At 65.9% G+C, this 23718-nt stretch carries 19 protein-coding genes; 13 read left to right on the plus strand and 6 right to left on the minus strand.

Annotated elements, in window-relative coordinates; all coding sequences use genetic code 11:
- Nucleotides 1-32: 32 nt before the first annotated feature.
- On the minus strand, nt 33-1499 hold the full coding sequence (purF, locus tag AC6UUM_RS05090; RefSeq protein ID WP_500804254.1) for an amidophosphoribosyltransferase: 1467 nt from the start codon (nt 1497-1499) through the stop codon (nt 33-35).
- Nucleotides 1500-1585: 86 nt separating this feature from the next.
- Between purF and hisI the strand changes: the two genes are divergently transcribed.
- The 9 genes from hisI (at nt 1586) to AC6UUM_RS05135 (ending at nt 12222) form a co-directional block, all read left to right on the plus strand.
- The gene (gene hisI, locus AC6UUM_RS05095; protein WP_500804255.1) at nt 1586-1963 is read left to right on the plus strand and encodes a phosphoribosyl-AMP cyclohydrolase; all 378 of its coding nucleotides are present in this window, start codon (nt 1586-1588) and stop codon (nt 1961-1963) included.
- Nucleotides 1960-3171, plus strand: coding sequence for a cytochrome P450 (locus AC6UUM_RS05100; protein WP_500804256.1), 1212 nt, complete (start codon nt 1960-1962; stop codon nt 3169-3171). Before hisI ends, AC6UUM_RS05100 begins: the two co-directional genes overlap by 4 nt.
- On the plus strand, nt 3156-3872 hold the full coding sequence (locus AC6UUM_RS05105; RefSeq protein WP_500804257.1) for a Rossmann-fold NAD(P)-binding domain-containing protein: 717 nt from the start codon (nt 3156-3158) through the stop codon (nt 3870-3872). The genes AC6UUM_RS05100 and AC6UUM_RS05105 overlap by 16 nt, the downstream gene beginning before the upstream one ends.
- Nucleotides 3873-3954: 82 nt before the next feature.
- Nucleotides 3955-4467, plus strand: a complete 513-nt coding sequence (locus AC6UUM_RS05110) for a MerR family transcriptional regulator (RefSeq protein WP_500804258.1) — start codon at nt 3955-3957, stop codon at nt 4465-4467.
- 1 nt (nt 4468) lies between these two features.
- A complete protein-coding gene (locus AC6UUM_RS05115; protein WP_500804259.1) occupies nt 4469-6259 on the plus strand; it encodes an acyl-CoA dehydrogenase C-terminal domain-containing protein in 1791 nt (596 codons plus the stop codon).
- Nucleotides 6260-6391: 132 nt separating this feature from the next.
- Nucleotides 6392-7603 (plus strand): acetyl-CoA C-acetyltransferase, encoded by a 1212-nt coding sequence (locus AC6UUM_RS05120; protein ID WP_500804260.1) that lies wholly within the window; start codon nt 6392-6394, stop codon nt 7601-7603.
- A 150-nt stretch (nt 7604-7753) separates the two neighbouring features.
- Nucleotides 7754-9937 (plus strand): 3-hydroxyacyl-CoA dehydrogenase NAD-binding domain-containing protein, encoded by a 2184-nt coding sequence (locus AC6UUM_RS05125; protein WP_500804261.1) that lies wholly within the window; start codon nt 7754-7756, stop codon nt 9935-9937.
- 177 nt (nt 9938-10114) lie between these two features.
- Nucleotides 10115-11377 carry an NADH:flavin oxidoreductase/NADH oxidase family protein gene (locus tag AC6UUM_RS05130; protein ID WP_500804262.1) on the plus strand — a complete coding sequence of 421 codons (1263 nt, stop codon included), beginning with the start codon at nt 10115-10117 and terminating at the stop codon, nt 11375-11377.
- Nucleotides 11378-11379: 2 nt separating this feature from the next.
- Entirely contained in the window at nt 11380-12222 is an 843-nt protein-coding gene (locus AC6UUM_RS05135) for a metallophosphoesterase (protein ID WP_500804263.1), read from the plus strand.
- On the opposite strand, the gene cysK is transcribed toward AC6UUM_RS05135, so the two are convergent.
- Together cysK and AC6UUM_RS05145 are read right to left on the minus strand one after the other, a co-directional pair.
- Complete coding sequence (gene cysK / locus AC6UUM_RS05140; RefSeq protein WP_500804264.1) at nt 12186-13106, minus strand: cysteine synthase A; 921 nt, start codon at nt 13104-13106, stop codon at nt 12186-12188. The two genes, AC6UUM_RS05135 and cysK, sit on opposite strands and share 37 nt — an antisense overlap.
- A gap of 84 nt (nt 13107-13190) precedes the next feature.
- Nucleotides 13191-14441: an MFS transporter gene (locus AC6UUM_RS05145; protein ID WP_500804265.1), complete on the minus strand. Its 1251-nt coding sequence runs from the start codon at nt 14439-14441 to the stop codon at nt 13191-13193.
- A 101-nt stretch (nt 14442-14542) separates the two neighbouring features.
- On the opposite strand from AC6UUM_RS05145, the gene AC6UUM_RS05150 reads away from it, so the two are divergent.
- Nucleotides 14543-14881: a hypothetical protein gene (locus AC6UUM_RS05150; RefSeq protein ID WP_500804266.1), complete on the plus strand. Its 339-nt coding sequence runs from the start codon at nt 14543-14545 to the stop codon at nt 14879-14881.
- A 99-nt stretch (nt 14882-14980) separates the two neighbouring features.
- Entirely contained in the window at nt 14981-16150 is a 1170-nt protein-coding gene (locus AC6UUM_RS05155) for a serine hydrolase domain-containing protein (protein WP_500804267.1), read from the plus strand.
- 27 nt (nt 16151-16177) lie between these two features.
- Here the strand turns inward: AC6UUM_RS05155 and AC6UUM_RS05160 are convergent, their stop codons facing one another.
- Nucleotides 16178-18523 (minus strand): ATP-dependent helicase, encoded by a 2346-nt coding sequence (locus AC6UUM_RS05160; RefSeq protein WP_500804268.1) that lies wholly within the window; start codon nt 18521-18523, stop codon nt 16178-16180.
- Nucleotides 18524-18655: 132 nt separating this feature from the next.
- Here AC6UUM_RS05160 and AC6UUM_RS05165 point away from each other — a divergent pair, with 132 nt between their 5' ends.
- Nucleotides 18656-21007 carry a putative bifunctional diguanylate cyclase/phosphodiesterase gene (locus AC6UUM_RS05165; protein ID WP_500804269.1) on the plus strand — a complete coding sequence of 784 codons (2352 nt, stop codon included), beginning with the start codon at nt 18656-18658 and terminating at the stop codon, nt 21005-21007.
- 135 nt (nt 21008-21142) lie between these two features.
- Here AC6UUM_RS05165 and nudC read toward each other — a convergent pair whose 3' ends face one another.
- Nucleotides 21143-22039 carry an NAD(+) diphosphatase gene (gene nudC / locus AC6UUM_RS05170; protein ID WP_500804270.1) on the minus strand — a complete coding sequence of 299 codons (897 nt, stop codon included), beginning with the start codon at nt 22037-22039 and terminating at the stop codon, nt 21143-21145.
- Nucleotides 22036-23118, minus strand: coding sequence for an A/G-specific adenine glycosylase (locus AC6UUM_RS05175; RefSeq protein WP_500804271.1), 1083 nt, complete (start codon nt 23116-23118; stop codon nt 22036-22038). Before AC6UUM_RS05175 ends, nudC begins: the two co-directional genes overlap by 4 nt.
- On the opposite strand from AC6UUM_RS05175, the gene AC6UUM_RS05180 reads away from it, so the two are divergent.
- The gene (locus AC6UUM_RS05180; protein WP_500804272.1) at nt 23117-23677 is read left to right on the plus strand and encodes a DUF721 domain-containing protein; all 561 of its coding nucleotides are present in this window, start codon (nt 23117-23119) and stop codon (nt 23675-23677) included. The two genes, AC6UUM_RS05175 and AC6UUM_RS05180, sit on opposite strands and share 2 nt — an antisense overlap.
- Nucleotides 23678-23718: the final 41 nt, after the last annotated feature.

Here is a 23718-nt window from a genome sequence, read left to right on the forward strand (position 1 = left end):
GGCGCAATCCGGCAGGGGCAAGCGTTGCGGCGTCAGATGACTCGCTCCGCCAGCAAGCTCAGCTGGTCAGGCACTTCGGCATCTTCCTGATCGGTCAGCCGTGTCGGGTAATCGCCGGTGAAACACGCGTCGCAATATTGCGGCGCGCTGTCTTCGCGGGTGGCTTCGCCCACGGCGCGGTACAGGCCTTCGATTGACAGGAACGACAGGCTGTCCACCTTGATGAAATCGCGCATGCGCTCGACATCCATCTGCGCCGCGAGCAGCTTGGATCGCTCAGGCGTGTCCACCCCGTAATAGCAGCTGTGGCGAGTCGGCGGGCTGGCGATGCGCATATGCACTTCCTCGGCGCCGGCTTCGCGCAGCATCTGCACGATCTTCACGCTGGTGGTGCCGCGCACGATGCTGTCATCGATCAGCACGACGCGCTTGCCGGCGATCATGGCGCGGTTGGCATTGTGCTTCAGCTTCACGCCCAAGTTGCGGATCTGATCGCCCGGCTGGATGAAGGTGCGGCCGATATAATGGCTGCGGATGATGCCGAGTTCGAACGGGATGCCACTTTCCTGGGCATAGCCGATGGCCGACGGGGTGCCGCTGTCGGGTACCGGCACCACGATATCGGCCTCCACCGGATTTTCGCGCGCCAGTTCGGCGCCGATGCGCTTGCGCACCTGATAGACCGACGATCCATCGACCATCGAATCGGGCCGGCTGAAATAGACATGTTCGAAAATGCACGGGCGCGGGCGCTGCGCCGCAAACGGCCGGATCGAGCGCAGGCCGCGTGCCGTAATGATGATCAACTCGCCCGGCTCCACGGCGCGCAGGAAGGTCGCCCCCACCATGTCGAGCGCTACGGTTTCCGACGCCAGAATATAGGAATCGCCCAACCGGCCGAGCACCAGCGGCCTGATGCCGAGCGGATCGCGGCAGGCCAGCATGCCTTCGGAGGTGAGGCAGAGCAGGCTGTAGGCCCCTTCCACCCGCTTCAGCGCATCGATGAAGCGATCGAGCAGGGTGCGATAGGCCGACGTGGCGACCAGGTGGATGATCACCTCGGTATCGCTGGTCGATTGGAAGATGCTGCCGCGCCGTACCAATTCGCGGCGCAGGGTCATGGCGTTGGAGATATTGCCGTTGTGCGCCACGGCAAAACCGCCGCTGGCCAGTTCGGCAAACAGCGGCTGCACATTGCGCAGCGCGGTTTCGCCGCTGGTGGAATAACGGTTGTGGCCGATGGCAATCTCGCCCTTCAGCGCATTGATCACCGAATCCTTGTCGAAATTGCCGGCGACATGCCCCATCGCCCGGTGGGTGTGGAATTCCTTGCCGTCAAAGGTGGTGATGCCGGCTGCTTCCTGGCCGCGATGCTGCAATGCATGCAATCCAAGCGCGGTCAGTGCCGCAGCGCCTTCCGCGCCATAGACGCCGATCACCCCGCATTCCTCGTGCAGATGATCCTGTTCCCACGGGTCGGTCGTCAGAATCGCGTCCATGGGCTTGCCTTTGTCAATGGGCGTATGTCGCGCCATATAGGGCCGGGCGGGGCCTTTGTCTGCCCTTTTGCGACGGAAATTGTCACATGAATGCAACCTTGGACGAAAGTTCGGCGTTTACGCCCCGTTGGGGCGCAGATGGCCTGATCACTGCGGTAACAGTCGATGCCGCTACCGGCACCGTGCTGATGGTCGCCCACATGAATGCGGATGCGCTGGCCGCGACCATCGCCACCGGCGAGGCGCATTACTGGAGCCGATCCCGCCGCTTACTCTGGCACAAAGGGGCGACCAGTGGCGCCATTCAGCGCGTGGTGGAAATCCGTGTCGATTGTGATCAGGATTGCCTGTTGTTGCAGGTGGAGCCGGCCGGCCCGGCATGCCATACCGGCCGCCAGAGCTGTTTCTATCGCCGGCTGGGCAGCGCCGGCCTGGAACCCGTCGCAGCGGAGAAGGCGTCATGAGCGAGGATATCCCCACCGGCCTGCAGATGACGGTGTTTGACGAGATTTTCCGCAACCGCCCCAGCGAACGCTTCGCCGCGCTGCGCGCTGCCGATCCGGTGCATGAAGACAAGATGCTCGGCCGCGTGCTGCTCACCCGCGCTGCCGATGTGGCCGCGGTGCTGAAGGATCGCACGCTGTCGGTCGATCAAAGCAACGCCGCGCCCGATACCATCGTGCAGCGGCTGACCAGCTTGCAGGACCGCGAGGCGCCGCGATCGATGCTGGTGCTGGATGATCCCGATCATGCCCGCCTGCGCCGGCTGGTGACGCACGCCTTCAATGCCCGCGCCATCGATGCGATCAAGCCGCGCGTGGCGGAGGTTGCCGATGAATTGCTCGATGCGGTCATGGGCGAGGCGGAGTTCGATCTGATCGAATCCTATGCCTCGCCGCTGCCGATCATCGTCATCGCCACCATGCTGGGCGTCGATGCGGCGGATGTCGGCGATTTCCGGCGCTGGTCGAAGGCGCTGGCCAATGTCTTTTCGCCGATCCGCTCGCCAGAATTCCTGGCGGCGCTGAAGGCCAATGCCGATGAATTGAGCGCCTATTTCGAACGCGCCATTGCCGAACGGCGCGCGCACCCGCGCGGCGATCTGATCAGCGCGATGATTGCGGTGGAGGAGGGCGGCGACACGCTTTCGACGCAGGAGATTGTCACCATGTGCAATCTGCTGCTGCTGGCGGGCAATCTCACCACCACCGATCTGATCGGCAATGCGACGCTGGCGCTGCTGCGCCATCCCGATCAATTGGCGACGGTGAAAGCCAATCCGGCGCGCATGGCGGACGCCATCGAGGAGACATTGCGGCTCGATCCGCCGGTGATGCAGAGCCTGCGCATCCCGCTGGAACCACGCGAAATCGGCGGCTGCCCGGTGCGCGCCGGCGAAGCGCTCACCACCTTCCTGATGGCCGCCAGCCAGGACCCGGCGTTGCACGCAGACCCGCTGCGCTTCGATATCGACCGGGCCGACAAGACGCACTTCGCCTTTGGCGGCGGCGTGCATTTCTGCCTGGGCGCGCCGCTGGCCCGCGCCGAGGCCGATATCGCGCTGACCAAGCTGTTCGCGCGCTTCCCCGGTCTGGCGCTCACCGGCGCACCGATCGAGCGCAACATCTCGGCGGCGTTCAACGGCGTGCAACAATTGTGGGTGCGGCCCTGACCATCTTGATCGCCGGGGCCACCGGCCTTGTCGGTGGGCTGGTGCTCGAACATTTTTACCGTCACCCCGTGCTTGACACGGGGCTTGGCTTTTCGCTGTCCGACAAGTCAGCCAAGCCCCGTGTCAAGCACGGGGTGACGGGTGATATTGGACAGATCGAACTCATCCCCGTCACCCGCCGCCCCATCCCCGGCCATCCCGGCGTCGTCGCGGATTTCGATGATCTGCCGCCGTTGCCGCCCGCCGATGTGGCGATCTGCGCGCTCGGCACCACCCGCGCCAAGGCCGGCAGCGACGCGGCGTTTCGCGCGGTCGATCACGATGCGGTGCTGGCCTTTGCCCGCGCTGCGCAAGACGCCGGTGTGACCCACTTCATTCTGGTGAGCAGCGTCGGGGCCAACGCCAAGGCCAGCCTGCTCTATCCGCGCACCAAGGGCGAAGTGGAGGCGGCGCTGTCGGCCATGGGATTTGCCCGTCTCGACATCCTGCAACCCGGCCTGATCATCGGACCCCGCAATGAGCGGCGGCCGGTGGAGCGTTTCCTGCAATGGGCAGCGCCCGCCATGGACCTCGCCCTGCCGCGCAACATCGGCAGCATCCCGGCCGAGACCGTGGCCGGCGCCATAATGGCGCTGACGCAGCGCAGCGCGCCCGGCGTGTTCCGCCACACCAACCGCGCCATCCGGGCCTTGACGGCATAGCAGACCGCAAGCCGCCGCTCGCGCAGCATACCCGATGGCCTTTGCTTGACCTTTACGTAAACGTCACCTACCCGGATCGGCCATGAACGAACTGGCCCAGCCCCCTGTGGTTGATCTGCTTGCCGCCGAGCTGCTTCACGCGTTTGCTACGGCACCCGCGCCGCCGGTGCCCGGCGATGCCCAGCAGTTTTCGATCACCGAACTGGCGCTGGCCTTCAACGTCACCCCGCGCGCCATCCGATTCTATGAAGATCAGGGCCTGATCACGCCGGAGCGGCAGGGCCAGAACCGCATCTATTCAAGGCGGGATCGCGCCCGGCTGGCGTGGATCCTGCGCGCCAAGAATGTCGGCTTCAGCCTCGCCGAGATCCGCGAGATGATCGATCTTTATGACGTCGGCGATCATCGCCAGACGCAGAAGCGGGTCACGCTGGAAAAATGCCGCGCCCGTATGGCGCTGCTCGCCGAACAGCGCGCCGATATCGATGCGACCATCGCCGAACTGCAAAATTTCTGTGCGATCGTCGAAGGATCGCTGCGGATACAACAGTCGGCAGAAGCAGAGCCCGCCCGCACGGCCACGAAAGGACGCTGAGATGCCGCGTTATACCGCGCCAGTGAAGGACACGCTGTTCGTGCTCGATGCCGTTGTCGGCCTCTATCACCACGGCAATGTGCCCGGCTTTGCCAGCGTGTCACCCGATCTGGTCGAGGCCGTGCTGAACGAAGGCGGCAAGTTCTGTGCCGAAGTGCTCGCCCCGCTCAATCTGCCCGGCGACCGGCAGGGTTGCACCCGCCATGGCGATGGCAGTGTCACTGCGCCCGATGGCTTCCGTGATGCCTACAAGCAGTTCTGCGACGGCGGCTGGGGCGGGCTGATCGCGGATGAACACCACGGCGGCCAGGGCCTGCCCTATACCATTGGCGCCGTGCTGCAGGAATATATCGCCGCCAGCAACATGGCGTTCGGCATGTATCCCGGCCTGTCCGAAGGCGCGCAGGCGTCGATCGAAGTGGTCGGCAGCCCCGAGCAGAAGGCCAAATGGCTGCCGCCGATGGTACAGGGCCGCTGGACCGGCACGATGAACCTGACCGAACCGCATTGCGGCACGGACCTCGGCCTGATCCGCACCCGCGCCGAACCGCAGGCCGATGGCAGCTGGTCGATCACCGGCACCAAGATCTTCATTTCCGCCGGTGAACATGATCTGGCCGAAAACATCATCCACCTCGTGCTGGCGAAAACGCCGGGCGCGCCCGACAGCGTGAAGGGTATCAGCCTGTTCCTGGTGCCGAAATTCCTCGTGAACGACGATGGTTCGCTTGGGCTCCGCAATGGCGTTTCGTGCGGCAGCATCGAACACAAGATGGGCATCCACGCCAACGCCACCTGCGTGATGAACTATGATGGCGCCACCGGCTATCTGCTGGGTGAGGAGATGAAGGGCCTGGCCGCCATGTTCATCATGATGAACGCGGCGCGGCTGGGCGTGGGCATCCAGGGCCTGGCGCAGGCCGACGCCGCCTATCAGAACGCCGTGGATTACGCGAAGAACCGCCAGCAGGGCCGCAGCCTTACGGGGCCGAAAAACCCGGAAGGCAAGGCAGATCCGATCATCGTCCACCCCGATGTGCGCCGCATGTTGATGGACGCCCGCGCCTATACCGAAGGCATGCGCGCGCTGGTGCTGTGGAGCGCCATCCGCGTCGATCTCGCCCGCAAGTCGCCGGATGCCGAGGCGCGCGAACTGGCCGACGATCTGATCAGCCTGCTCACGCCCGTCATCAAGGGCTATGGCACCGATCGCGGATACGAGGTGGCGACCAATTGCCAGCAGGTGCTCGGCGGCCATGGCTATATCGCCGAATGGGGCATGGATCAGTTCGTCCGCGATGCGCGCATTGCGATGATCTATGAAGGCACCAACGGCATCCAGGCGCTCGATCTGGTCGGCCGCAAACTGGGCGCGAAGCAGGGCCGGGGCACCCAGGCCTGGCTGGCGCAGGTTGGCAGCGATATCGGCGCGGCAACGGATGATCGGCTGGCCTTCATCACCACGCCGCTGTCGGCCGCGCTGGGTGATGTGCAGGCCGGCATCTTGTGGTTGCTGCAGAACGGCATGGTCAATCCCGACAATGCCGGCGCCGGTGCGACCGCCTTCATGCGAATGATGGGCCATGTCGCGCTGGGCCACATGTGGCTGAAAATGGCGGGCGCTGCGCTGGCGGCGCTCGATGCCGGTACCGCTGATCCGGATTTCATGGCTGCAAAACTCACCACCGCCCGCTTCTTCGCGGCGCGCGTGCTGCCTGAAACGTCCGGCCTGCGCGCGCAGCTTGAGGCCGGCGCCGAAACCGTGATGGCGCTGCCGGCCGAGATGTTTTGAACCACCTCTCCCCTCCCTGAAAGGGAGGGGCCGGGGGAGGGTGCGGGCCGCAAGGACTGTCCCCAAGCCCCACAAACCCTCCCCCAACCCCTCCCTGCAAGCAGGGAGGGGGGAAGAAGAAAGGCCCGACCAATGACCGAAGCCTATATCTACGACGCCGTCCGCACCCCACGCGGCAAGGGCCGCAAGGACGGCAAGCTGCACGAGATCACGCCGATCCAGCTCGCCACCCAGGTGCTGCAGGCGGTGCGCGACCGGACCGGCATCGACACGGCGGATGTGGATGATGTCGTGCTCGGCTGCGTCTCCCCAGTGGGTGAACAGGGCAGCGATATCGCCCGCGTTGCGGTGCTGAACGCCGATTATGCCGAGACGACGGCGGGCGTCCAGATCAACCGCTTCTGCGCGTCGGGCCTGGAAGCCACCAACATGGCCGCTGCCAAGGTGATGACCGGCGAAGCGATGTTTGCCATTGGCGGCGGCGTCGAATCGATGAGCCGCGTGCCGATGGGCAGCGACGGCGCCGCCTGGGCCATGGACCCGGCCGTGGCGTGGAAAACCTATTTCGCGCCGCAGGGCATCGGTGCTGATCTGATCGCCACCAAATATGGCTTCAGCCGCGCCGACGTGGACGCCTACGCGATGGAATCGCAGCGCCGCGCCGCACAGGCCTGGGCGGAAGGCCGCTTCAAGGGCTCGATCGTGCCGGTGAAGGACGTGATCGGCGAAGTCGTGCTGGCGCATGACGAACATATGCGCCCGCAGACCGACATGCAGAGCCTTGGCGGCCTCGCCCCGGCCTTCCAGGTGATGGGCGAACAGATGCCGGGCTTCGATGCGATCGCGCTGATGCGCTATCCGGAGGTGGAGAAGATCGATCACGTCCACCACGGCGGCAATTCGTCGGGCATCGTCGATGGCGCATCGGCCATCCTGATCGGCAACAAGGCCATGGGCGAGAAATACGGCCTGAAGCCGCGCGCCCGTATCCGCGCCATGGCCAGCATCGGCAGCGAGCCGATGATCATGCTGACCGGGCCGGAGTTCGTCGCCGCCAAGGTGCTGGCCCGGGCCGGCATGACCAAGGACGATATCGACCTGTTCGAATTGAACGAGGCGTTTGCGAGCGTCGTGCTGCGTTACATGCAGGCGTTCAACATCAGCCACGACAAGATCAACGTGAACGGCGGCGCCATCGCCATGGGCCACCCGCTGGGTGCCACCGGTGCCATGATCCTGGGCACCGTGCTCGATGAACTTGAGCGCACCGGCAAGGGCACCGCGCTGATCAACCTGTGCGTCGGCGCCGGCATGGGCACGGGCACGATCATCGAACGGCTGTAAAGCCAGTTGCTCCCCTCCCTGCTTGCAGGGAGGGGTTGGGGGAGGGTCCTCCCCGCCTGGCTTAGAGCTTTGAATCTCACGGGTGTCCCTTGCGGCACGCACCCTCCCCCGGCCCCTCCCTTGCAGGGAGGGGAGATTAGAGGAACCACCATGACCACCGCCATCCACACCGAACTCGATGCCGACGGCATCCTCCTGCTCACCATCGACGTGCCCGGCCAATCGATGAACGTCATCACGCCCGAAGTGCAGGCCGATCTCGCCGCTGCCATCGAACGGCTGAAAACCGACGATGCCGTGAAGGGCGCCGTCCTCACCAGCGGCAAGCCATCGGGCTTCATGGCCGGCGCGGACCTGAAGGGCATGGGCGCGCTGTTCGGCGGCGGCAGCCTGCCGCAAGGCAAATCCAAAATGGCCGCGCTGTTCGACGGCGTGTTCGGCCTCAACAAGTTGCTGCGTGATCTGGAAACCTGCGGCAAGCCGGTGGCGGTCGCGGTGAACGGCCTCGCCTTGGGCGGCGGCCTGGAATTCATCCTCGCCTGCCATTATCGCGTCATTGCCGACAATCCGAAGATCACACTCGGCCTGCCCGAAATCATGGTCGGCCTGTTCCCAGGGGCAGGCGGCACGCAGCGCCTGCCGCGGCTGATGGGCATCCAGCCGGCGCTAATGTATCTGCTGCAGGGAAAGAACATGTCCCCGCAGGAAGCGCTCGGCTTCGGCGTCGCGCAGGAAATCGCGCCGGCGGCCGAGATCGTCGAACGCGCCAAGGCGTGGGTGAAGGCCAATCCCAAGGGCGGCGTGCAGCCTTGGGATACCAAGAATTTCAAGATGCCCGGCGGCCCGGCGACGGCGCTCAACCCGAATTTCGCGCAGATGTTCGTCGGCGGCACCGCGATGACGCACGTGAATGCCGGCGACAACATGAACGCGCCCAAGGCGATCCTGTCCGCTGTCTACGAAGGCATGCAGGTGCCGATGGACCTCGCCATCCGCATCGAATCCAAGTATTTCGCCAAGGTGGTGTCTGATCCGCAGGCCGGCAACATGATCCGCAGCCTGTTCGTGTCGAAGCAGGCCGCCGAAAAGGGCGCGCGCCGCCCGGCTGGCGTGCCCGCGATGCCCACCAAGAAGATCGCCATGCTCGGCGCTGGCCTGATGGGTGCCGGCGTCGCCATGGTCACGGCGCAGGCCGGTATCGAGGTGGTGCTGCTCGACCGCGATCTGGCCGCGGCCGAAAAGGGCAAGCAGTACACGGCCGACCGGCTCGCCAAGAAGAAAATGCCGGCCGACAAGGCGCAGGCCATTCTCGATCGCATCCACCCCACTGCCGATTATGCCGATCTGGCCGGCTGCGATCTGATCATCGAAGCGGTGTTCGAAACCCGCGAGATCAAGGCCGACGTGACCAAGGCCACCGAAGCCGTGGTCGGCCCCGATGTCATCTTCGGTTCCAACACCTCGACCCTGCCGATCACCGGCCTGGCCAAGGCGTGGAGCAAGCCGGCGAATTTCATCGGCATCCACTTCTTCTCGCCGGTGGAAAAAATGCCGCTGGTCGAAATCATCGTCGGCAAGGAAACCGGCTCCGCCGCCATCGCCAAGGCGCTGGATTATGTCGCGGCGATCCGCAAGACGCCGATCGTGGTGAATGACAGCCGCGGCTTTTACACCTCACGCTGCTTTGGCACCTATGTTCAGGAAGGCCTGTCGCTGTTGGGTGAAGGCACCACCCCGGCGCTGATCGAGAATATCGGCAAGCAGATGGGCATGCCGGTCGGCCCGCTGGCAGTGAACGATGAAGTCGGCCTCGACCTGTCGTACAAGGTCGGCCAGCAGACCCGCGCCGATCTGGGCGATGCCTATGTCGCCGGCCCGGCCGATGGTGTGATCACGAAAATGCACGAGCTCGGCCGCCAGGGCCGCAAGAATGCCAAGGGATTCTATGTCTATCCCGAAGGCGGCAAGAAGTATTTGTGGCCCGAACTGTCGGCAACCGTCGCCGGCGGCCTTGCCGAAGCCCAGCCGACACCGGCCGAGGTGAAGGAACGCCTGCTCTATCGCCAGCTCGTCGAATGCGCGCGCTGCTTTGCCGAAGGCGTGCTGGAAACCCCGCAGGATGGCGACCTGGGCGCCATCTTCGGTTGGGGCTTTGCGCCGTTCACCGGCGGGCCGTTCAGCCATATGGACACGGTGGGCATCGCCAATGTCGTGGCGACGCTGGACCGGCTGGCGCAGGCCCACGGCGCCCGCTTTGCGCCGCCGCAACTGCTGCGTGACATGGCGGCGGCTGGCGAGAGCTTCTATGGGGTAGCGGCAAAGCGGGCGGCCTGAGCCTCCCCCCTCCCCTTTAGGGGAGGGGCCGGGGGTGGGTCTCCCCGCCAGCGCCCGACTGCGAAGCCCACCCCCAGCCCCTCCCGCAAGCGGGAGGGGCGCAGCGAGTCCCTGCTGCACATACGCGCAAAACAATGGCAGCTTGCACCAGCGCTCCCGCCACGGCACGTTGCCGTCATGACCGTCTCGGCCCCCTTCACGCTGCCCAATGGCCAGCGCCTCAACAACCGCATCGCCAAGGCGGCGATGACCGAGGGGCTGGCCGGCAAGGATGGCCTGCCCAATGCCACCCATGAAGCGCTCTATCGCCGCTGGGCGGCGGGCGGCTGTGGCCTGTTGCTGACCGGCAATGTCCAGATCGATCGCCAGCATCTTGAACGGCCGGGCAATGTCATCGTCGATGGGCCGCTGTCCGCCGATGCCAGGGCGGCCTGGGCACGCTGGGCCGCCGCGGCCACCGAACAGGGCACCAAGGCCTGGGTGCAGATCAGCCATGCCGGCCGCCAGACCCAGAAGATCGTCAATCCGCACCCCAAGGCGCCCAGCGCCGTTGCGCTGGCACTGCCCGGCGGGCAGTTCGGCATGCCCGATCCGCTGACCGACGTGGAAATCCATGATCTGATTGCCCGCTTTGCCCATGCTGCGGTGGTCGCTCGCGATGCGGGCTTCACCGGCGTGCAGATCCACGCTGCCCATGGTTATCTGCTCAGCCAGTTCCTCTCGCCATTGGCCAACCGCCGGAACGATGATTGGGGCGGCCGCCTGGAAGACCGCGCGCGATTCCTGCTGGAGACGGTGAAGGCGGTGCGCGCGGCGGTCGGCAAGGATTTCACCGTTGCGGTCAAATTGAACAGTGCCGATTTCCAGAAGGGCGGCTTTGGCTTCGACGATTGCCTCACCGTCGCCGGCTGGCTGGCCGATCTGGACGTCGATTGCCTGGAATTGTCGGGCGGCACCTATGAACAGCCGGCAATGATGGACATGGACGGCCTGACCCCGCGCGAGGAGCCCAAACAACAATCGACGCGGGCCCGCGAAGCCTATTTCGTGCAGCTCGCCAAGGCGCTGCTGGCCGCAAAAACCCCGCCGCTGATGGTGACCGGCGGCTTCCGCAGCCTGGCGGCGATGGAGGATGCCGTGGCCAGCGGCATCAGCCTGATCGGTGTCGGCCGGCCGTTGTGCGCTGAACCGGACTGTGTCGCCGATCTGCTGGCGGGTGCGTCGGAAGAATTGCCGCGCTTTGAAGACAATTTGGCGATTGGTCCCGGTTGGCTCGGTCCAGGCTCGCCGTTCAAGCTGGCGCGCACGCTCAATGGCTTTGCCGCCCAGGCTTGGTATTATCAGCAACTGCGTCGGTTGGCTGCCAGTGGCGCAGCGGAAAAGCTGAACCCGTTCAAGGCGTTTCTTGCCGAACAGCGTGAGAACAAGGCCCGGCTCTGATCATGCGGCGCAGTGCTTGGGTGCTGGCTTTTGTCGGCCTGTTTCTGGCGTGGATTGGTTATCTTGGCGCCATCCAGGATCCGATTGTCGTGCGTTATCAGGTCATCCTGCCGGGCCTGAAGCAGAAGCTGCGCATCGTCCAACTGTCCGACATTCACGGCAGCCCGTGGGACATGCCAGAGGTGCGCATCGCCCGCATCGTGGCGCAGGTGAACGCGCTGCACGGCGATGCCGTGGTGATCACGGGCGATTTCCACGCCAGCAAATTATGGAATCCGCCCATGCCGCTGGAAGCGACGCTGCGCCCGTTGCAGATGCTGCGGGCGCCGCTGGGCGTGTGGAACGTGCCCGGCAACCATGATGATCCCTATTGGACACGCCGGGTGATGCGCTTGCTTGGCCTGAACCTGCTCACCAGCGCGTCCGTCGATCTTGGCCCGGTGCAGCTGGTGGGCGTGGACGACATGATCCTCGGCTCCGATCCGGTGGCGGGCCTGAACCGCGCCGCTGCCCGCACCAATCCCGCCAAGCCGGTGATTGCGCTGGCCCATGAACCGGATTTTTTCCGCGTGCTGCCGGCGAATGTGGCGCTGCTGTTGGCCGGGCACACCCATGGCGGCCAGATTCGCGTGTTCGGCCTGCCGCGCCTGTTCCCCTATTATGAATCGCACCGGCGCGGCTGGTTCGGCAATGCGCGCGGGCAGCAGATGATCGTGTCGGCCGGGCTGGGCACCACCTTCGTGCCGCTGCGCATCGGCGTGCCGCCCGAAATTGTCGTCATCGAACTCGTGCCCGGGCCGCGTGGCGCTCAACCGCCGGGCAGGAATTCCGGCACCGAAAGATAACGCTCCCCGGTGTCGTAGTTGAACCCCAGTACCCGCGCGCCCGCAGGCAGCTCCTTCAGCTTGATGGCAATTGCCGCCAGCGTCGCGCCCGACGAGATGCCGACCAGCATCCCTTCCTGTGTTGCCGACCGCAGCGCCCAGGCCTTGGCATCGGCGGCATCCACCTGCACCACGCCATCCAGCAGCGCCACATCCAGGTTCTTCGGAATGAATCCGGCGCCTATGCCCTGGATCGGGTGCGGGCTGGGCGATCCGCCGGAAATCACCGGGCTGGCCGCCGGTTCGACCGCAAAGATCTTCAGCTTTGGCCAGCGTGGTTTCAGCACGCGCGCCACGCCGGTGATGTGGCCGCCGGTGCCCACACCGGTGATGATCGCATCGATAGGCGCATCGGCGAAATCGGCGAAAATCTCCTCGGCGGTGGTGCGCACATGCACATCGATATTGGCGGGGTTCTCGAACTGCTGCGGCATCCAGGCGCCGGGTGTGGTCGCCACGATCTCGGCGGCGCGGGCGATGGCGCCGTTCATGCCCTTTTCGCGCGGCGTCAGATCAAAGGTCGCGCCATAGGCCAGCATCAGCCGCCGCCGCTCGATCGACATCGATTCGGGCATCACCAGGATGAGCTTGTAGCCCTTCACCGCCGCCGCCATGGCGAGGCCAATGCCGGTGTTGCCGCTGGTCGGCTCCACGATGATCCCGCCGGGCAGCAGGCGGCCGTCGGCTTCGGCCGCCTCGATCATGGCAAGGCCAATGCGATCCTTGATGGAGCCGCCGGGGTTGCTGCGTTCGGATTTGATCCACACCTCGGCATCGGGAAACAGCCGCGCCATGCGCACATGCGGTGTGTTGCCGATGGTGTGGAGGATCGATTCGGCTTTCATGCGCGGGCGCCCTTTTTCCGGTGTTGCGGCGCCATCCTAAAGCGCAGCGTGGCCTGCGCCAACGCGGATAATCTTGTCCGCGCGTCAGCCCGACTTGTCCGCCGGCCCTTCGAAGCGATCGGCGGTGCGCAATTCCGGGAAGCGCCATGCCCACAGCAAGGTCACGATCACCGCGCCGATGCCGCCGGCCACCACCGCCGGCACCGCACCGAGGAACCGCGCTGCCAGCCCGGATTCGAGCTCGCCAAGTTCATTGCTCGCCGAAATGAAGAGGCCCGACACGCTGGAGACGCGGCCGCGCATGTCATCCGGTGTGTGCAACTGGATCAGGCTGCCGCGCACGAACACGCTCATCATGTCGGCCGCGCCCAGCACCACCAGCGCCGCGATCGACAGCGGGTAACTGGTGGAAAGCCCGAACACCACCGTGGCCGCGCCGAACAACCCGACGCACAGGAACATCACCGGGCCGACGTTGCGCCGCAGCGGTTTGGTGGCCAGGATCAGCGCGGTGATCGCCGCCCCCAGCGCCGGCGCGGCGCGCAGCGGCCCCAGCCCCTCCACACCGACCATCAGCACATCGCGCGCATAGACCGGCAGCATCGCCGTCGCCCCGCCCAGCAACACGGCAAACAGATCAAGGCTGATCGCGCCCAACACGACGCGGTTGTGGCGGACGAAATTGATGCCCTCCATCACGCTGCGCCACGGCGTGACCGTGGCCGGCGGCGGCAGCGGCACCGGCCGGATGATCATCAGGCAGATGAAGGTGAGGCCGAACAGCACCGCCGCGACCAGATAGGGCGTCGCCGGCGATACGGCATAGAGGAAGGCGCCCAGCGGCGGCCCGATCACCGCGCCGCTCTGCCAGCTGATGCTGTTCAGCGCGATGGCTTGCGGCAGCAATTCGCGCGGCACCAGATTGGGGGCGAGTGCCGCCATCGATGGCCCCTGAAAGGCGCGTGCCACCCCCAGCAACGCCGCCACCACGAACAGCGCCACCATCGGCATGTCGCCTGCTAACGCCAGCCCACCCAGCACCGCGGCACAGCCGATTTCCAGCGCCACCGCGGCGCGCGCGATAAAGCGTCGGTCCATCCGATCCGCGATCACGCCCACCACCAGCGCCAGGCAGAACAAGGGCAGGAACTGCGCCAGCCCGATCATGCCGAGCAGGAAGGCGGCATCATCGCGGCTCATCGTTTCGCGGGCGATGTCGTACACTTGCCAGCCGATCACGATCACCAGCATCATGCCGGCCACCGTCGCCAGGAACCGCGACGCCCAGAAGGCGCGATAGTCGCGGATTTGAAAAGGGGCGGGCAGGGCGATCACGGTGCACCCGGCATAGAAAGCGTTTGGCAAGGCTTCAATGCGAATATGTCGGTGGCGGGCGAATTGGCCGGTGTGCGGCGCGATGGTAACCAAAGACAGTCATGAACAGCGTGCGGCAGCTTCCCGGGCTTGTATTGGCCCTTGCATTGCCCATCGTCTGCGCGGCGCGGCGCGGCGCGGCGCTGATGCTGGTGGCCTGGGCCGGGTGGGCCGATCGCTTCGGCTGGCCATGGGCGCTGGTGGCGCTGGTGCTGGCATGGTTCGGCGGCTTCAACGCCTTTGCCGTGGCCGGGGCGTTTTTCTTCGCGCAGGATTATCTGCACTGGTCGATGGTGCAGAGCGTCGCGCTGGCTGCGGTGGCGATGATCTTTGGTACGGCCGGGATCATGCGCAGTTGGCTGAGCTTCCACGTCGGGCAGCGCTACACACCGGATCGGTGAGCGGGGAGGGCAAGCAACGACTCTTGCCCGATTGGACTGAGTCAGCTTTTCAGATTAGGAATCCGATGAAATTCGTGGGAGCGAGCAATGATCCAGCGCATGGCAAGCAGGCTGTTTCTCGCCACAATGGTGGCATTGTCTGTGCCGGCCAGCGCCCAATCAGTTGCCGATCAGATCGCGCGAATCGAGGGGCCACAATCGCCCAATCGCCAAGGCACCGACCCGCTCACCCTCCAGCAGATTTTGGCGCGATTCAATGTGCCGGGCATCAGCATCGCCGTCATTCAGGATTTCAAGCTGCTGTGGACGAAATCCTACGGCGTCGCCGATGTTGAAACGGGCGCACCCATCACCGCTGATACATTGTTCCAGGCCGCTTCGATAAGCAAACCTGTGGCGGCAATGGCCTCCTTGAAGGCCGTGCAAATCGGAAAATTCGGACTGGATCAGGATGTGAACACCGTCCTGAAAAGCTGGAAATTGCCGGGCAGTCCGTTTGGCGGCGGCGTGGCGGTCACGCCGCGCATGTTGATGAGCCACACGTCGGGAACCGGCGACAGCTTCGGCTTCCCCGGCTATGAACCCGGTGCGGCTTTGCCGACGCAGCAACAGATCCTCGATGGCGCCAAGCCCTCGCTGCTCGGGCCGGTTCAGCTGGTGCGACCGGCGTTGACGGCAGCCCAGTATTCGGGCGGCGCGGTGCAGATCCAGCAGCTGGCCTTGATGGACGCAGTCGGAATGCCCTTTGCCAAAATCATGCAGGATTGGGTGCTGGCGCCGATAGGCATGACCCATTCCAGTTTCGAACAACCGCTGCCGCCCGCGATGCAAGCCAACACCGCTCGTGCGCATGGCCCTGACGGCAAAAGCAAGGGCGTGCGCTGGCATGTCTATCCCGAACAGGCCGCCGCCGGGCTGTGGACCACGGCCGCCGACTATGCGCTGTTCATGATTGACGTGCAGAAGACCCTGGCGGGCCGATCGGCAACGGTGCTGGACCGCGCGACGATGCAAAACATGGTGACGCCGGTTGGCGTCGGACCCTACGCGGTCGGCTTCGAAATCGTCCATGACGGTCAAGGCTGGTATTTCAAGCACAACGGCGCAAACTGGGGCTTTCGCAGCTTCGCCATGGCGCATGTGGCCAAGGGCTATGGCATCGTCATCATGGCCAATGGCGATGGCGGCCTGCCTGCCGCATCCGAGATTTTCGACCGTGTTGCCGCTGCCTATGGTTGGGACTTGCTCGATAAACCAACCCTGCGCTGATCCGCGTTTGGCCAGATCGCCGCCGCCCTACACCACCACCGACACAAACGAATCCAGCACCCGCTTGCGCCCGGCCGCCGGGAAGTCGATTTCCAGCTTGTTGCCATCGACATGGAACACCACGCCTTCGCCGAACTTGGCGTGGAACACTTTCGTGCCCCGGCGATAGCCCGGCGCGGGGGTGAGGGCGACGGCGCTGACGCGGGCTTCGCGCCAGCTTTGTTCGCGCGGCGGGGGGGTGCGCGGGCCGAAATCGCGGGTCCCACTATTGCTGCCGCCCGCCCACCCGCCGGCCTGGCTCTTGGCGCGGTCCCAGCCCGGCCCGCGGCCGGTGCCGCGCTGCATGTCCGCAAACGGATCGCCGCCTTCGAGCGCCGCGCGCCACAGGCTGGGGCCGCCGGACAGCGTCGAGCGGGTTTCGACATGGGCTTCCGGCAGTTCGGCGATGAAGCGGCTGGGCAGGGCGGCGGTCCATTGGCCATAGACCTGCCGGTTGGCGGCGTTGATGATGTGGGCGCGTTTGCGGGCGCGGGTGATCCCGACATAGGCCAGCCGGCGTTCTTCCTCCAGGGCACTGGTGCCGCCTTCGTCCATGGCGCGCTGGCTGGGGAAGACGCCTTCTTCCCAGCCGGGCAGGAACACCTGATCATATTCCAAGCCCTTGGCGGCGTGCAGCGTCATGATGGTGATCTTCTCGCCATCGGCGGCGCTTTCATTGTCCATCACCAGCGAAACATGTTCCAGAAAGCTGGTCAGCGACGGGTAATCGCCCATCGCCCGCACCAGTTCCTTCAAATTGTCGATACGGCCATCGGCTTCGGTGGATTTCTCGGCTTGCAGCATGGCGACATAGCCGGATTCCTCCAGCACCATCTCGGCCAGCTCGGCATGGCCGACATTGCCCGCCTGCTCACGCCAATGCGCGACATCGGCAAAGAAGGCCTTCACCGCCCGCCGTGCTGCCGGGGTCAGGCCGTCGGCCTCGCACAGCGCCAGCGCCGCGCGCGGCAGCGACATGTTCATCGCCCGCGCCGCGCCGTGCATGGTCGCCATCGCCTTGTCGCCCAGGCCGCGCTTGGGCACGTTGACGATGCGTTCAAACGCCAGCGCATCATCGGGCTGCGCCACCAGCCGCAGATAGGCCAGCGCGTCGCGGATTTCGGCGCGCTCATAGAAGCGAAAGCCGCCGACGATGCGATAGGGCAGGCCGATGGAGATGAAGCGATCTTCGAACAGCCGCGTCTGGAACTGCGCGCGCACCAAAATGGCCATGTCGTTCAATGATCCGCCTTCGCGCGCCAGCTTCTCGGCTTCGTCACCGATCAACCGCGCTTCCTCCGGCCCGTCCCACACGCTTGTCACAGCCACGCGCTCACCGGCGGCATGCGCGGTGAACAGCGCCTTGCCCAAGCGGCCACTGTTGTGGGCGATCAGGGCGTTGGCGGCGCCCAGGATATGCGGGGTGGATCGGTAATTCTGTTCGAGCCGGATCATCCGCGCGCCGGGGAAATCCCGGTCGAACTGCAGGATGTTGCTCACCTCGGCGCCGCGCCAGCTGTAGATCGACTGGTCATCATCGCCGACGCAGGCGATGTTGCGGTGCGCGCCGACCAGCGACGTCAGCCACTGGTGCTGGGCGCTGTTGGTATCCTGATATTCATCGACCATCACATAACGGAAGCGCCGCTGCCATTCGGCCAGCACATCGGGGTGCCTGCGAAAGATGCTGAGCATGTGCAGCAGCAGATCGCCGAAATCGCAAGCGTTCAGGCCCTGCAATCGCTGTTGATAGCGGGCATAGAGCGCCGCGCCCTTGCCGTCGGCATAGCCATGGGATTCGCCGGCCGGCACCATGTCCGGCCCCAGGCCCTTGTTCTTCCAGCGGTCGATCAGGCTGGCAAGTTGCTTGGCCGGCCAACGCTTGTCGTCGATATTCGCTTCGGCAATCACCTGTTTCAGCAGGCGCAACTGATCGTCGGTATCGAGGATGGTGAAATCGGCGGTCAAGCCGACCAGGCCGGCGTTGCGGCGCAGCATCTTGGCCGACAGCGCGTGGAACGTGCCCAGCCAAGGCAGGCCCTCCGCCATGTTGCCAAGCAGCATCTCCGTGCGGTGGCGCATCTCGCGCGCCGCCTTGTTGGTGAAGGTGACGGCGAGCACCTGGCTGGGAAACGCCAGCCGGCTGAACAAGATGTGCGCCAGCCTTGCCGTGAGCGCCTTGGTCTTGCCGGTCCCGGCGCCGGCCAGGATCAGCACCGGGCCTTCGGTGGTGGTCACGGCCTCGCGTTGCGGCGCGTTCAGGCCGGCCAGCCAGGGCGGCTCGCCGGCAGAGCGGCCTTGGATGGGGGAATCGGGAGTCAAGGCAGGCAGCATCTGTGAACAAGTATGGAACAAACGGCCGCCTGCCAAGCCGATTTCCAGGCGGTGCGCTGCCATGACTCAACCGGCTGCAATGGCGGCCGTTTCATGCCTCAAGGCCCGCTGCGGCGGTTGGAGGAGACGGGCATGGGCGTGATGGCAAAGCCGGCGGCGCTGATGGCGCGCGATGTCGGCTGGCGGCAGGTGCTGGGTCTGGGCCAGGCGGAGCAGGGCTTCTGGGCCGATGTGCGCGGCGTGCAGCTGGAACAACTCAAGCGTCATCTGCCGTTCAATGTCACACTGCTGGCGGTCAATCTGGCCGTGGTGCTGGCCAATTTCGGCAGCGCAGTCACCTTTTCGGCGCTGGCGCCATGGCTGGCCGGGATGGCCGGCATGTGCGTGATGTGGACGTTGCGATCGGTTGGCAGCCGCCGCCTCGACCAGGCGCCGCCGGCCGGGCGGGCGCGGTTCTGGAAGGTCAATGCCGAAATCGGCGCCTTTGCCCTGTGCTGGGGTGGGATGATCACCACGCTGCTGCCGGTGCTGCCCGGCACCGAGCAGGCCATATTGCTGATGATCTCGCTGCTGTTTCTGGGGGCGGCCGGCCATGCGGTGATGGTGATGCCGGCCGGCGCGCTGCTGCTGTGCGCGATCACCGCCGGCGCCATGGTGCATGCAATTCCCGCCGGTGCGCCGCTCGATCGCCCGCTGGTCGCGCTCGGCCTGGTCAGCTTTGCGATGATCATCATGCGCAGCGCGCTGGTGACGACCTTTCACACCATGGCCCGCCTGCGCATCGAAGCCGAACTGAGCGATCAGGGTGAGGTGGTGCGGCTGCTGCTGAATGAATATGAAGCCAATGGCTCGGATTGGCTGCTCGAGCTCGATGCCGCCGGCCAGTTGACGCATGTCACCACGCGCTTTGCCGATGTGGCGCGGCGGCGGCGCGGCGACATGCTGGGGCAGCCGTTGCTGGCGCTGCTCGATCCGGCGCAGGGTGGGGCCACGATGGCGGCGCTGGCCCATGCCATCAAGACGCGCCAGCCGTTCCGCGATCTGGTGGTGCCGGTGCCGCTGGGCCGTGATCTGCGCTGGTGGGCGCTGTCGGGCACGCCCAAGCAGGATGCGACCGGCATGTTCACCGGCTTTCGCGGGGTTGGCCGGGACGTGACGGAGGTGCGGCGCAGCCAGGAACGCATCGCGCAACTGGCGCGCTTCGATCCGCTCACCGGGCTGGCCAATCGCAGCCTGTTTCGCGAACAACTGGAGGATGTGGCGGAGCGGGCGGTGCTCACCCGCAAGCCGGCGGCGCTGCTGTTCGTCGATCTCGATCGCTTCAAGGCGGTGAACGATGGCTTTGGTCATGCTGCCGGCGATCTGCTGTTGCGCCAGGTGGCGCAGCGTTTGCAGGCGCTGGTAAAGGGCAGCGCCACGATTGCGCGGCTGGGCGGCGACGAATTTGCCGTGCTGTTGCCCGATGGCAGCAGCGATCGCGCCGAAAAGCTGGCGCATCGCATCGTGAAGGACATGGCGCGCCCGTTCCCGCTGGGGGAAGAAGGCCGCGCCGGGGCGGCGATTGTCGGCGCGTCGGTGGGCTGGGCGCTGGCGCCGGCCGATGGCCAAACGCCCGAAGCGCTGCTGAAGGCCGCCGATCTGGCGCTGTACCGGGTGAAGGAACAGGGGCGCGGTGCGGCCTTGCGCTTTTCGGCCGACATGGCCGAGGCCGCTGCCGAGCGCCGCCGGCTGGAAGGCGAACTCGCCCTGGCGCTGGAACGCGATCAATTGTCCTTGGCGTTCCAGCCGGTGGTCGATGCCGCCGACGAACGCATCACCGGCTTTGAGGCGCTGCTGCGCTGGAACCATCCCGAACTGGGTGCGGTGTCGCCACTGCGCTTCATCCCGCTCGCCGAGGAAACCGGGCTGATCGTGCCGATCGGCCATTGGGTGATCGAACAGGCCCTGATGTGGGCGGCGCGCTGGCCTGATCATATCCGTATCGCGGTCAATCTGTCGGCGCTGCAGATGGAGGATGAAGAACTGCCCGGCCGCATCGCGCGCGCCTTGCGCCGCCACGGCGTGCCGCCGCAGCGGCTGGAGCTGGAGATCACCGAAAGCCTGTTCCTGGCCGAAAAGCCCGGCGTGGTGGACGTGCTGAAGCAATTGACGGCGCTGGGCATCAATTTTGCCCTCGATGATTTCGGCACCGGCTATTCGGCGCTCGGCACGCTGCAAAAGGCGAGCTTCAGCCGCATCAAGATCGATCGCAGCTTCGTGCGCCGCGCCACCGCCATGGGCGATGAAGCCAGCGCCATCATCCAGGCCATCGTGCGCATGGCCGCCAGCCTGGATATGCAGACGACAGCCGAAGGCACCGAAACCCGCGCCGCTTTCGAATTGTGCCGCGATCTGGGCTGCACCCAGATTCAGGGATTTTTGTTCGGCAGGCCGATGCCGCCGGAGGAGGCGACCGCGCTGGTGGCGCAGAGCGTGGCGGCGTGACCACACGCGCTACCCCTCCGTCAGCCTTCGGCTGCCACCTCCCCTAGAAGGGGAGGAACCATGATCCTCCCCTTCTAGGGGAGGTGACGAGCGAAGCGAGACGGAGGGGTGCTGCGCTTGGATATTAAGGCGCGCCTAAGCCTCCACCCACGCCTTCAACAACGTGTGGGCAATCGCCAGTGGCGGCGGCGCCAGGAAATCGCCTTCCCCGGCCAGTGCGGCGCGCACTTCGTCCTTGGTTACCCAGCGCACTTCTTCCAACTCGTCCTGATCCAGCCGCACCTCGAACCCATCGGATTCGGCAAAGGCAGCGATCATCAGGCTCGATGGGAAAGGCCAGGGCTGGCTCGCGAGATAATCGACGCGTCCGCAGGTGATGCCAGCTTCTTCCCACAATTCGCGGCGCACGGCTTCTTCCAGGCTTTCGCCCGGTTCGACAAAGCCAGCCAGCGCCGACAGGAAGCGTTTGGGAAAGCGTGGCTGCCGGCCGATCAGCGCGTGATCGTCTTTCACCGCCAGCATGATCACCACTGGATCGACGCGCGGGAAATGTTCGGCCTTGCACGCTGTGCACTGGCGGGCATAGCCGGCCTTGGCCAGCAAGGTCGGCGCGCCGCACACCGCGCAATAGCCATGGCGCTGGTGCCAATCGAGGATGGAGCGCGCCTGCGCCACGATCGCGGCTTCATGGCCCGGCAGCAGGGCGCCGGCGGCGCGCGCGTCCAGCACTTGCCCGCCGAAATCCGCCACCAGTTCATCACCGGACGCCGCGGCGGCAAAGCGCGGGGCATCCCCGTCCATCCCCAGAAAGATCGAAAGCGCATCGTGCGGCACATCGGACCGATAGGCCCACAGGATCGCCGGCGTGTCGCCGGGGCGCACCACGGGATTCAATTTTTCCATCACCAGCCAGCGCGCATCGGATCGCCCGCGCAAACCGATCACCGCCGCCGGATCGCGGCGCACCTCGTCCGCCCGATCCAGCCGATTGCCGGTGAAGCCGGTGGCCGGCACATCCCTGAAACCCGTCATGCCTGATCGTCTCCCCTGTTGGCGCTCTGCCCCAGTGCCGCCGCCTTGGCAAACAGCGTTGGCAGCCCGGCGCCGGCCATATCTGTCACCTTCACCCAATCGGCGCCATCAATCGCTGGCCGCACATCCAGCCACAGCGCCGCGACCCTCAATTCCAGTTCGAAATGCGTGAAGCCATGCCGCACCGCGCCGAGCAATTGCCAATCGCCATCCACCGGCGGCTTCGCATGGCCGCCGCGCCAATCACAGCTCGGCAGCGCCCGCATGCCGCCCAGCAGGCCCTTTGCCGGGCGCTGGATGGTCAGCACATGCCCGTTCACCTCGATCCACCACGCGGTGCCCTGCCGGGTCGGCCGCGCGCGCTTCGGTGGCTTCACCGGATAAGCTTCGGGATTGCCGGCTGCCCGCGCGGTGCAGGCGTCGGCAATCGGGCACGCCAGGCATCTGGGCGCGCGCGGCGTGCATACGCGCCGCGCCAGATCCATCATGGCTTGCGCGAAATCCCCGGCCTGGCCCGCTGGCAACACTTCGCCCAGGCGCGCGCGAATCGCACCGCGCGCTGCGGGCAGGGGAGTGCTGATGCCGAACAGCCGCGTCGCAACCCGCTCGATATTGCCGTCGATCACCACCGCATCACGGCCGAACCCGAACGCTGCGACCGCCGCCGCCGTGTAATCGCCGATGCCGGGCAGGGCACGCAAAGCCGCTTCGTCACCGGGAAACCGCCCATCATGCAGCGCCACCACGGCGCGCGCGCAGGCCAGCAGGTTCCGCGCTCGCGCATAATAGCCAAGCCCCGCCCAGGCCTGCATCAGATCGGCATCGTCGGCCGCCGCCAGCGCCGCCACCGTGGGCCAACGCGCGGTGAAGGCGTGGAAATAGGGAGTCACCGCCTCCACGGTGGTCTGCTGCAACATCACTTCGGACAGCCAGACCCGATAGGGCCAATCCGCGCCGGTGGGCAGCGCCGCGCCGGGCGGATTGCGCCACGGCAGCACCCGCGCGGTGGCGCGATACCAGTCGATCAACAGGGCGGGCCAACTATGCGTCACGGCCCGTCTATGGCATGGACGCGCCATGCCGGAAACGCCCCCCAAAATCGCAAAACCGCGCGTCCGCAAGGCGCCCGAACTGGCTGCCACACCGGCTACGCCCCCGGCGCGCACGAACCGCCCCCGCGCCATTGCCGATCTGGTCGGCGATGTCGGCGGCCAGGCCTTCAAGCGCTTCGGCTTCACCCAGCGCGCGCTGATCGATCGCTGGGTGGAGATCGTCGGTGAACAATATGCCCGCCACTGCCGGCCGCTGCGGCTGAAGTTCCCGGTGGGCAAAAAGGAGGGCGGCACGCTGGCCATCGCCGCCACCGGCGCGCTGGCACCGATGCTGCGCCATGTCGAACCGCAGATCATCGAACGCGCCAACCGCATCCTCGGCTATGGCGCGGTCGCCCGCATCGTGCTTGAACAGGCGACGGGCGCGATGGCCCCGCTGCCGGCGCCGCCGCCTGGGCCCGCCCCGCCCTTGGCCGATGCCACACGCTCCACGCTGAAAGCCATCGCCGATCCGGAACTGCGCGCCACCCTGCAATCACTGGCCGAGGCGCTGGCCGGATCGAGCGGGCCGCCGAAGATCAGGTGAGCCAATCCGCGAAGGTCAACGGGTAGGGCGTTAGCCGCTTC

It is taken from the genome of Sandarakinorhabdus sp. (assembly GCF_987265915.1).

Excerpts from the sequence above, each read along its gene's own strand:
- purF (WP_500804254.1), bottom strand. The coding sequence starts at position 1,499 with ATGGACGCGATTCTGACGACCGACCCGTGGGAACAGGATCATCTGCAC.
- hisI (WP_500804255.1), top strand. The coding sequence starts at position 1,586 with ATGAATGCAACCTTGGACGAAAGTTCGGCGTTTACGCCCCGTTGGGGC.
- AC6UUM_RS05100 (WP_500804256.1), top strand. The coding sequence starts at position 1,960 with ATGAGCGAGGATATCCCCACCGGCCTGCAGATGACGGTGTTTGACGAG.
- AC6UUM_RS05110 (WP_500804258.1), top strand. The coding sequence starts at position 3,955 with ATGAACGAACTGGCCCAGCCCCCTGTGGTTGATCTGCTTGCCGCCGAG.
- AC6UUM_RS05115 (WP_500804259.1), top strand. The coding sequence starts at position 4,469 with ATGCCGCGTTATACCGCGCCAGTGAAGGACACGCTGTTCGTGCTCGAT.
- AC6UUM_RS05120 (WP_500804260.1), top strand. The coding sequence starts at position 6,392 with ATGACCGAAGCCTATATCTACGACGCCGTCCGCACCCCACGCGGCAAG.
- AC6UUM_RS05125 (WP_500804261.1), top strand. The coding sequence starts at position 7,754 with ATGACCACCGCCATCCACACCGAACTCGATGCCGACGGCATCCTCCTG.
- AC6UUM_RS05130 (WP_500804262.1), top strand. The coding sequence starts at position 10,115 with ATGACCGTCTCGGCCCCCTTCACGCTGCCCAATGGCCAGCGCCTCAAC.
- AC6UUM_RS05135 (WP_500804263.1), top strand. The coding sequence starts at position 11,380 with ATGCGGCGCAGTGCTTGGGTGCTGGCTTTTGTCGGCCTGTTTCTGGCG.
- cysK (WP_500804264.1), bottom strand. The coding sequence starts at position 13,106 with ATGAAAGCCGAATCGATCCTCCACACCATCGGCAACACACCGCATGTG.
- AC6UUM_RS05150 (WP_500804266.1), top strand. The coding sequence starts at position 14,543 with ATGAACAGCGTGCGGCAGCTTCCCGGGCTTGTATTGGCCCTTGCATTG.
- AC6UUM_RS05155 (WP_500804267.1), top strand. The coding sequence starts at position 14,981 with ATGGCAAGCAGGCTGTTTCTCGCCACAATGGTGGCATTGTCTGTGCCG.
- AC6UUM_RS05160 (WP_500804268.1), bottom strand. The coding sequence starts at position 18,523 with ATGCTGCCTGCCTTGACTCCCGATTCCCCCATCCAAGGCCGCTCTGCC.
- AC6UUM_RS05165 (WP_500804269.1), top strand. The coding sequence starts at position 18,656 with ATGGGCGTGATGGCAAAGCCGGCGGCGCTGATGGCGCGCGATGTCGGC.
- nudC (WP_500804270.1), bottom strand. The coding sequence starts at position 22,039 with ATGACGGGTTTCAGGGATGTGCCGGCCACCGGCTTCACCGGCAATCGG.
- AC6UUM_RS05180 (WP_500804272.1), top strand. The coding sequence starts at position 23,117 with ATGCCGGAAACGCCCCCCAAAATCGCAAAACCGCGCGTCCGCAAGGCG.
- AC6UUM_RS05175 (WP_500804271.1), bottom strand. The coding sequence starts at position 23,118 with ATGGCGCGTCCATGCCATAGACGGGCCGTGACGCATAGTTGGCCCGCC.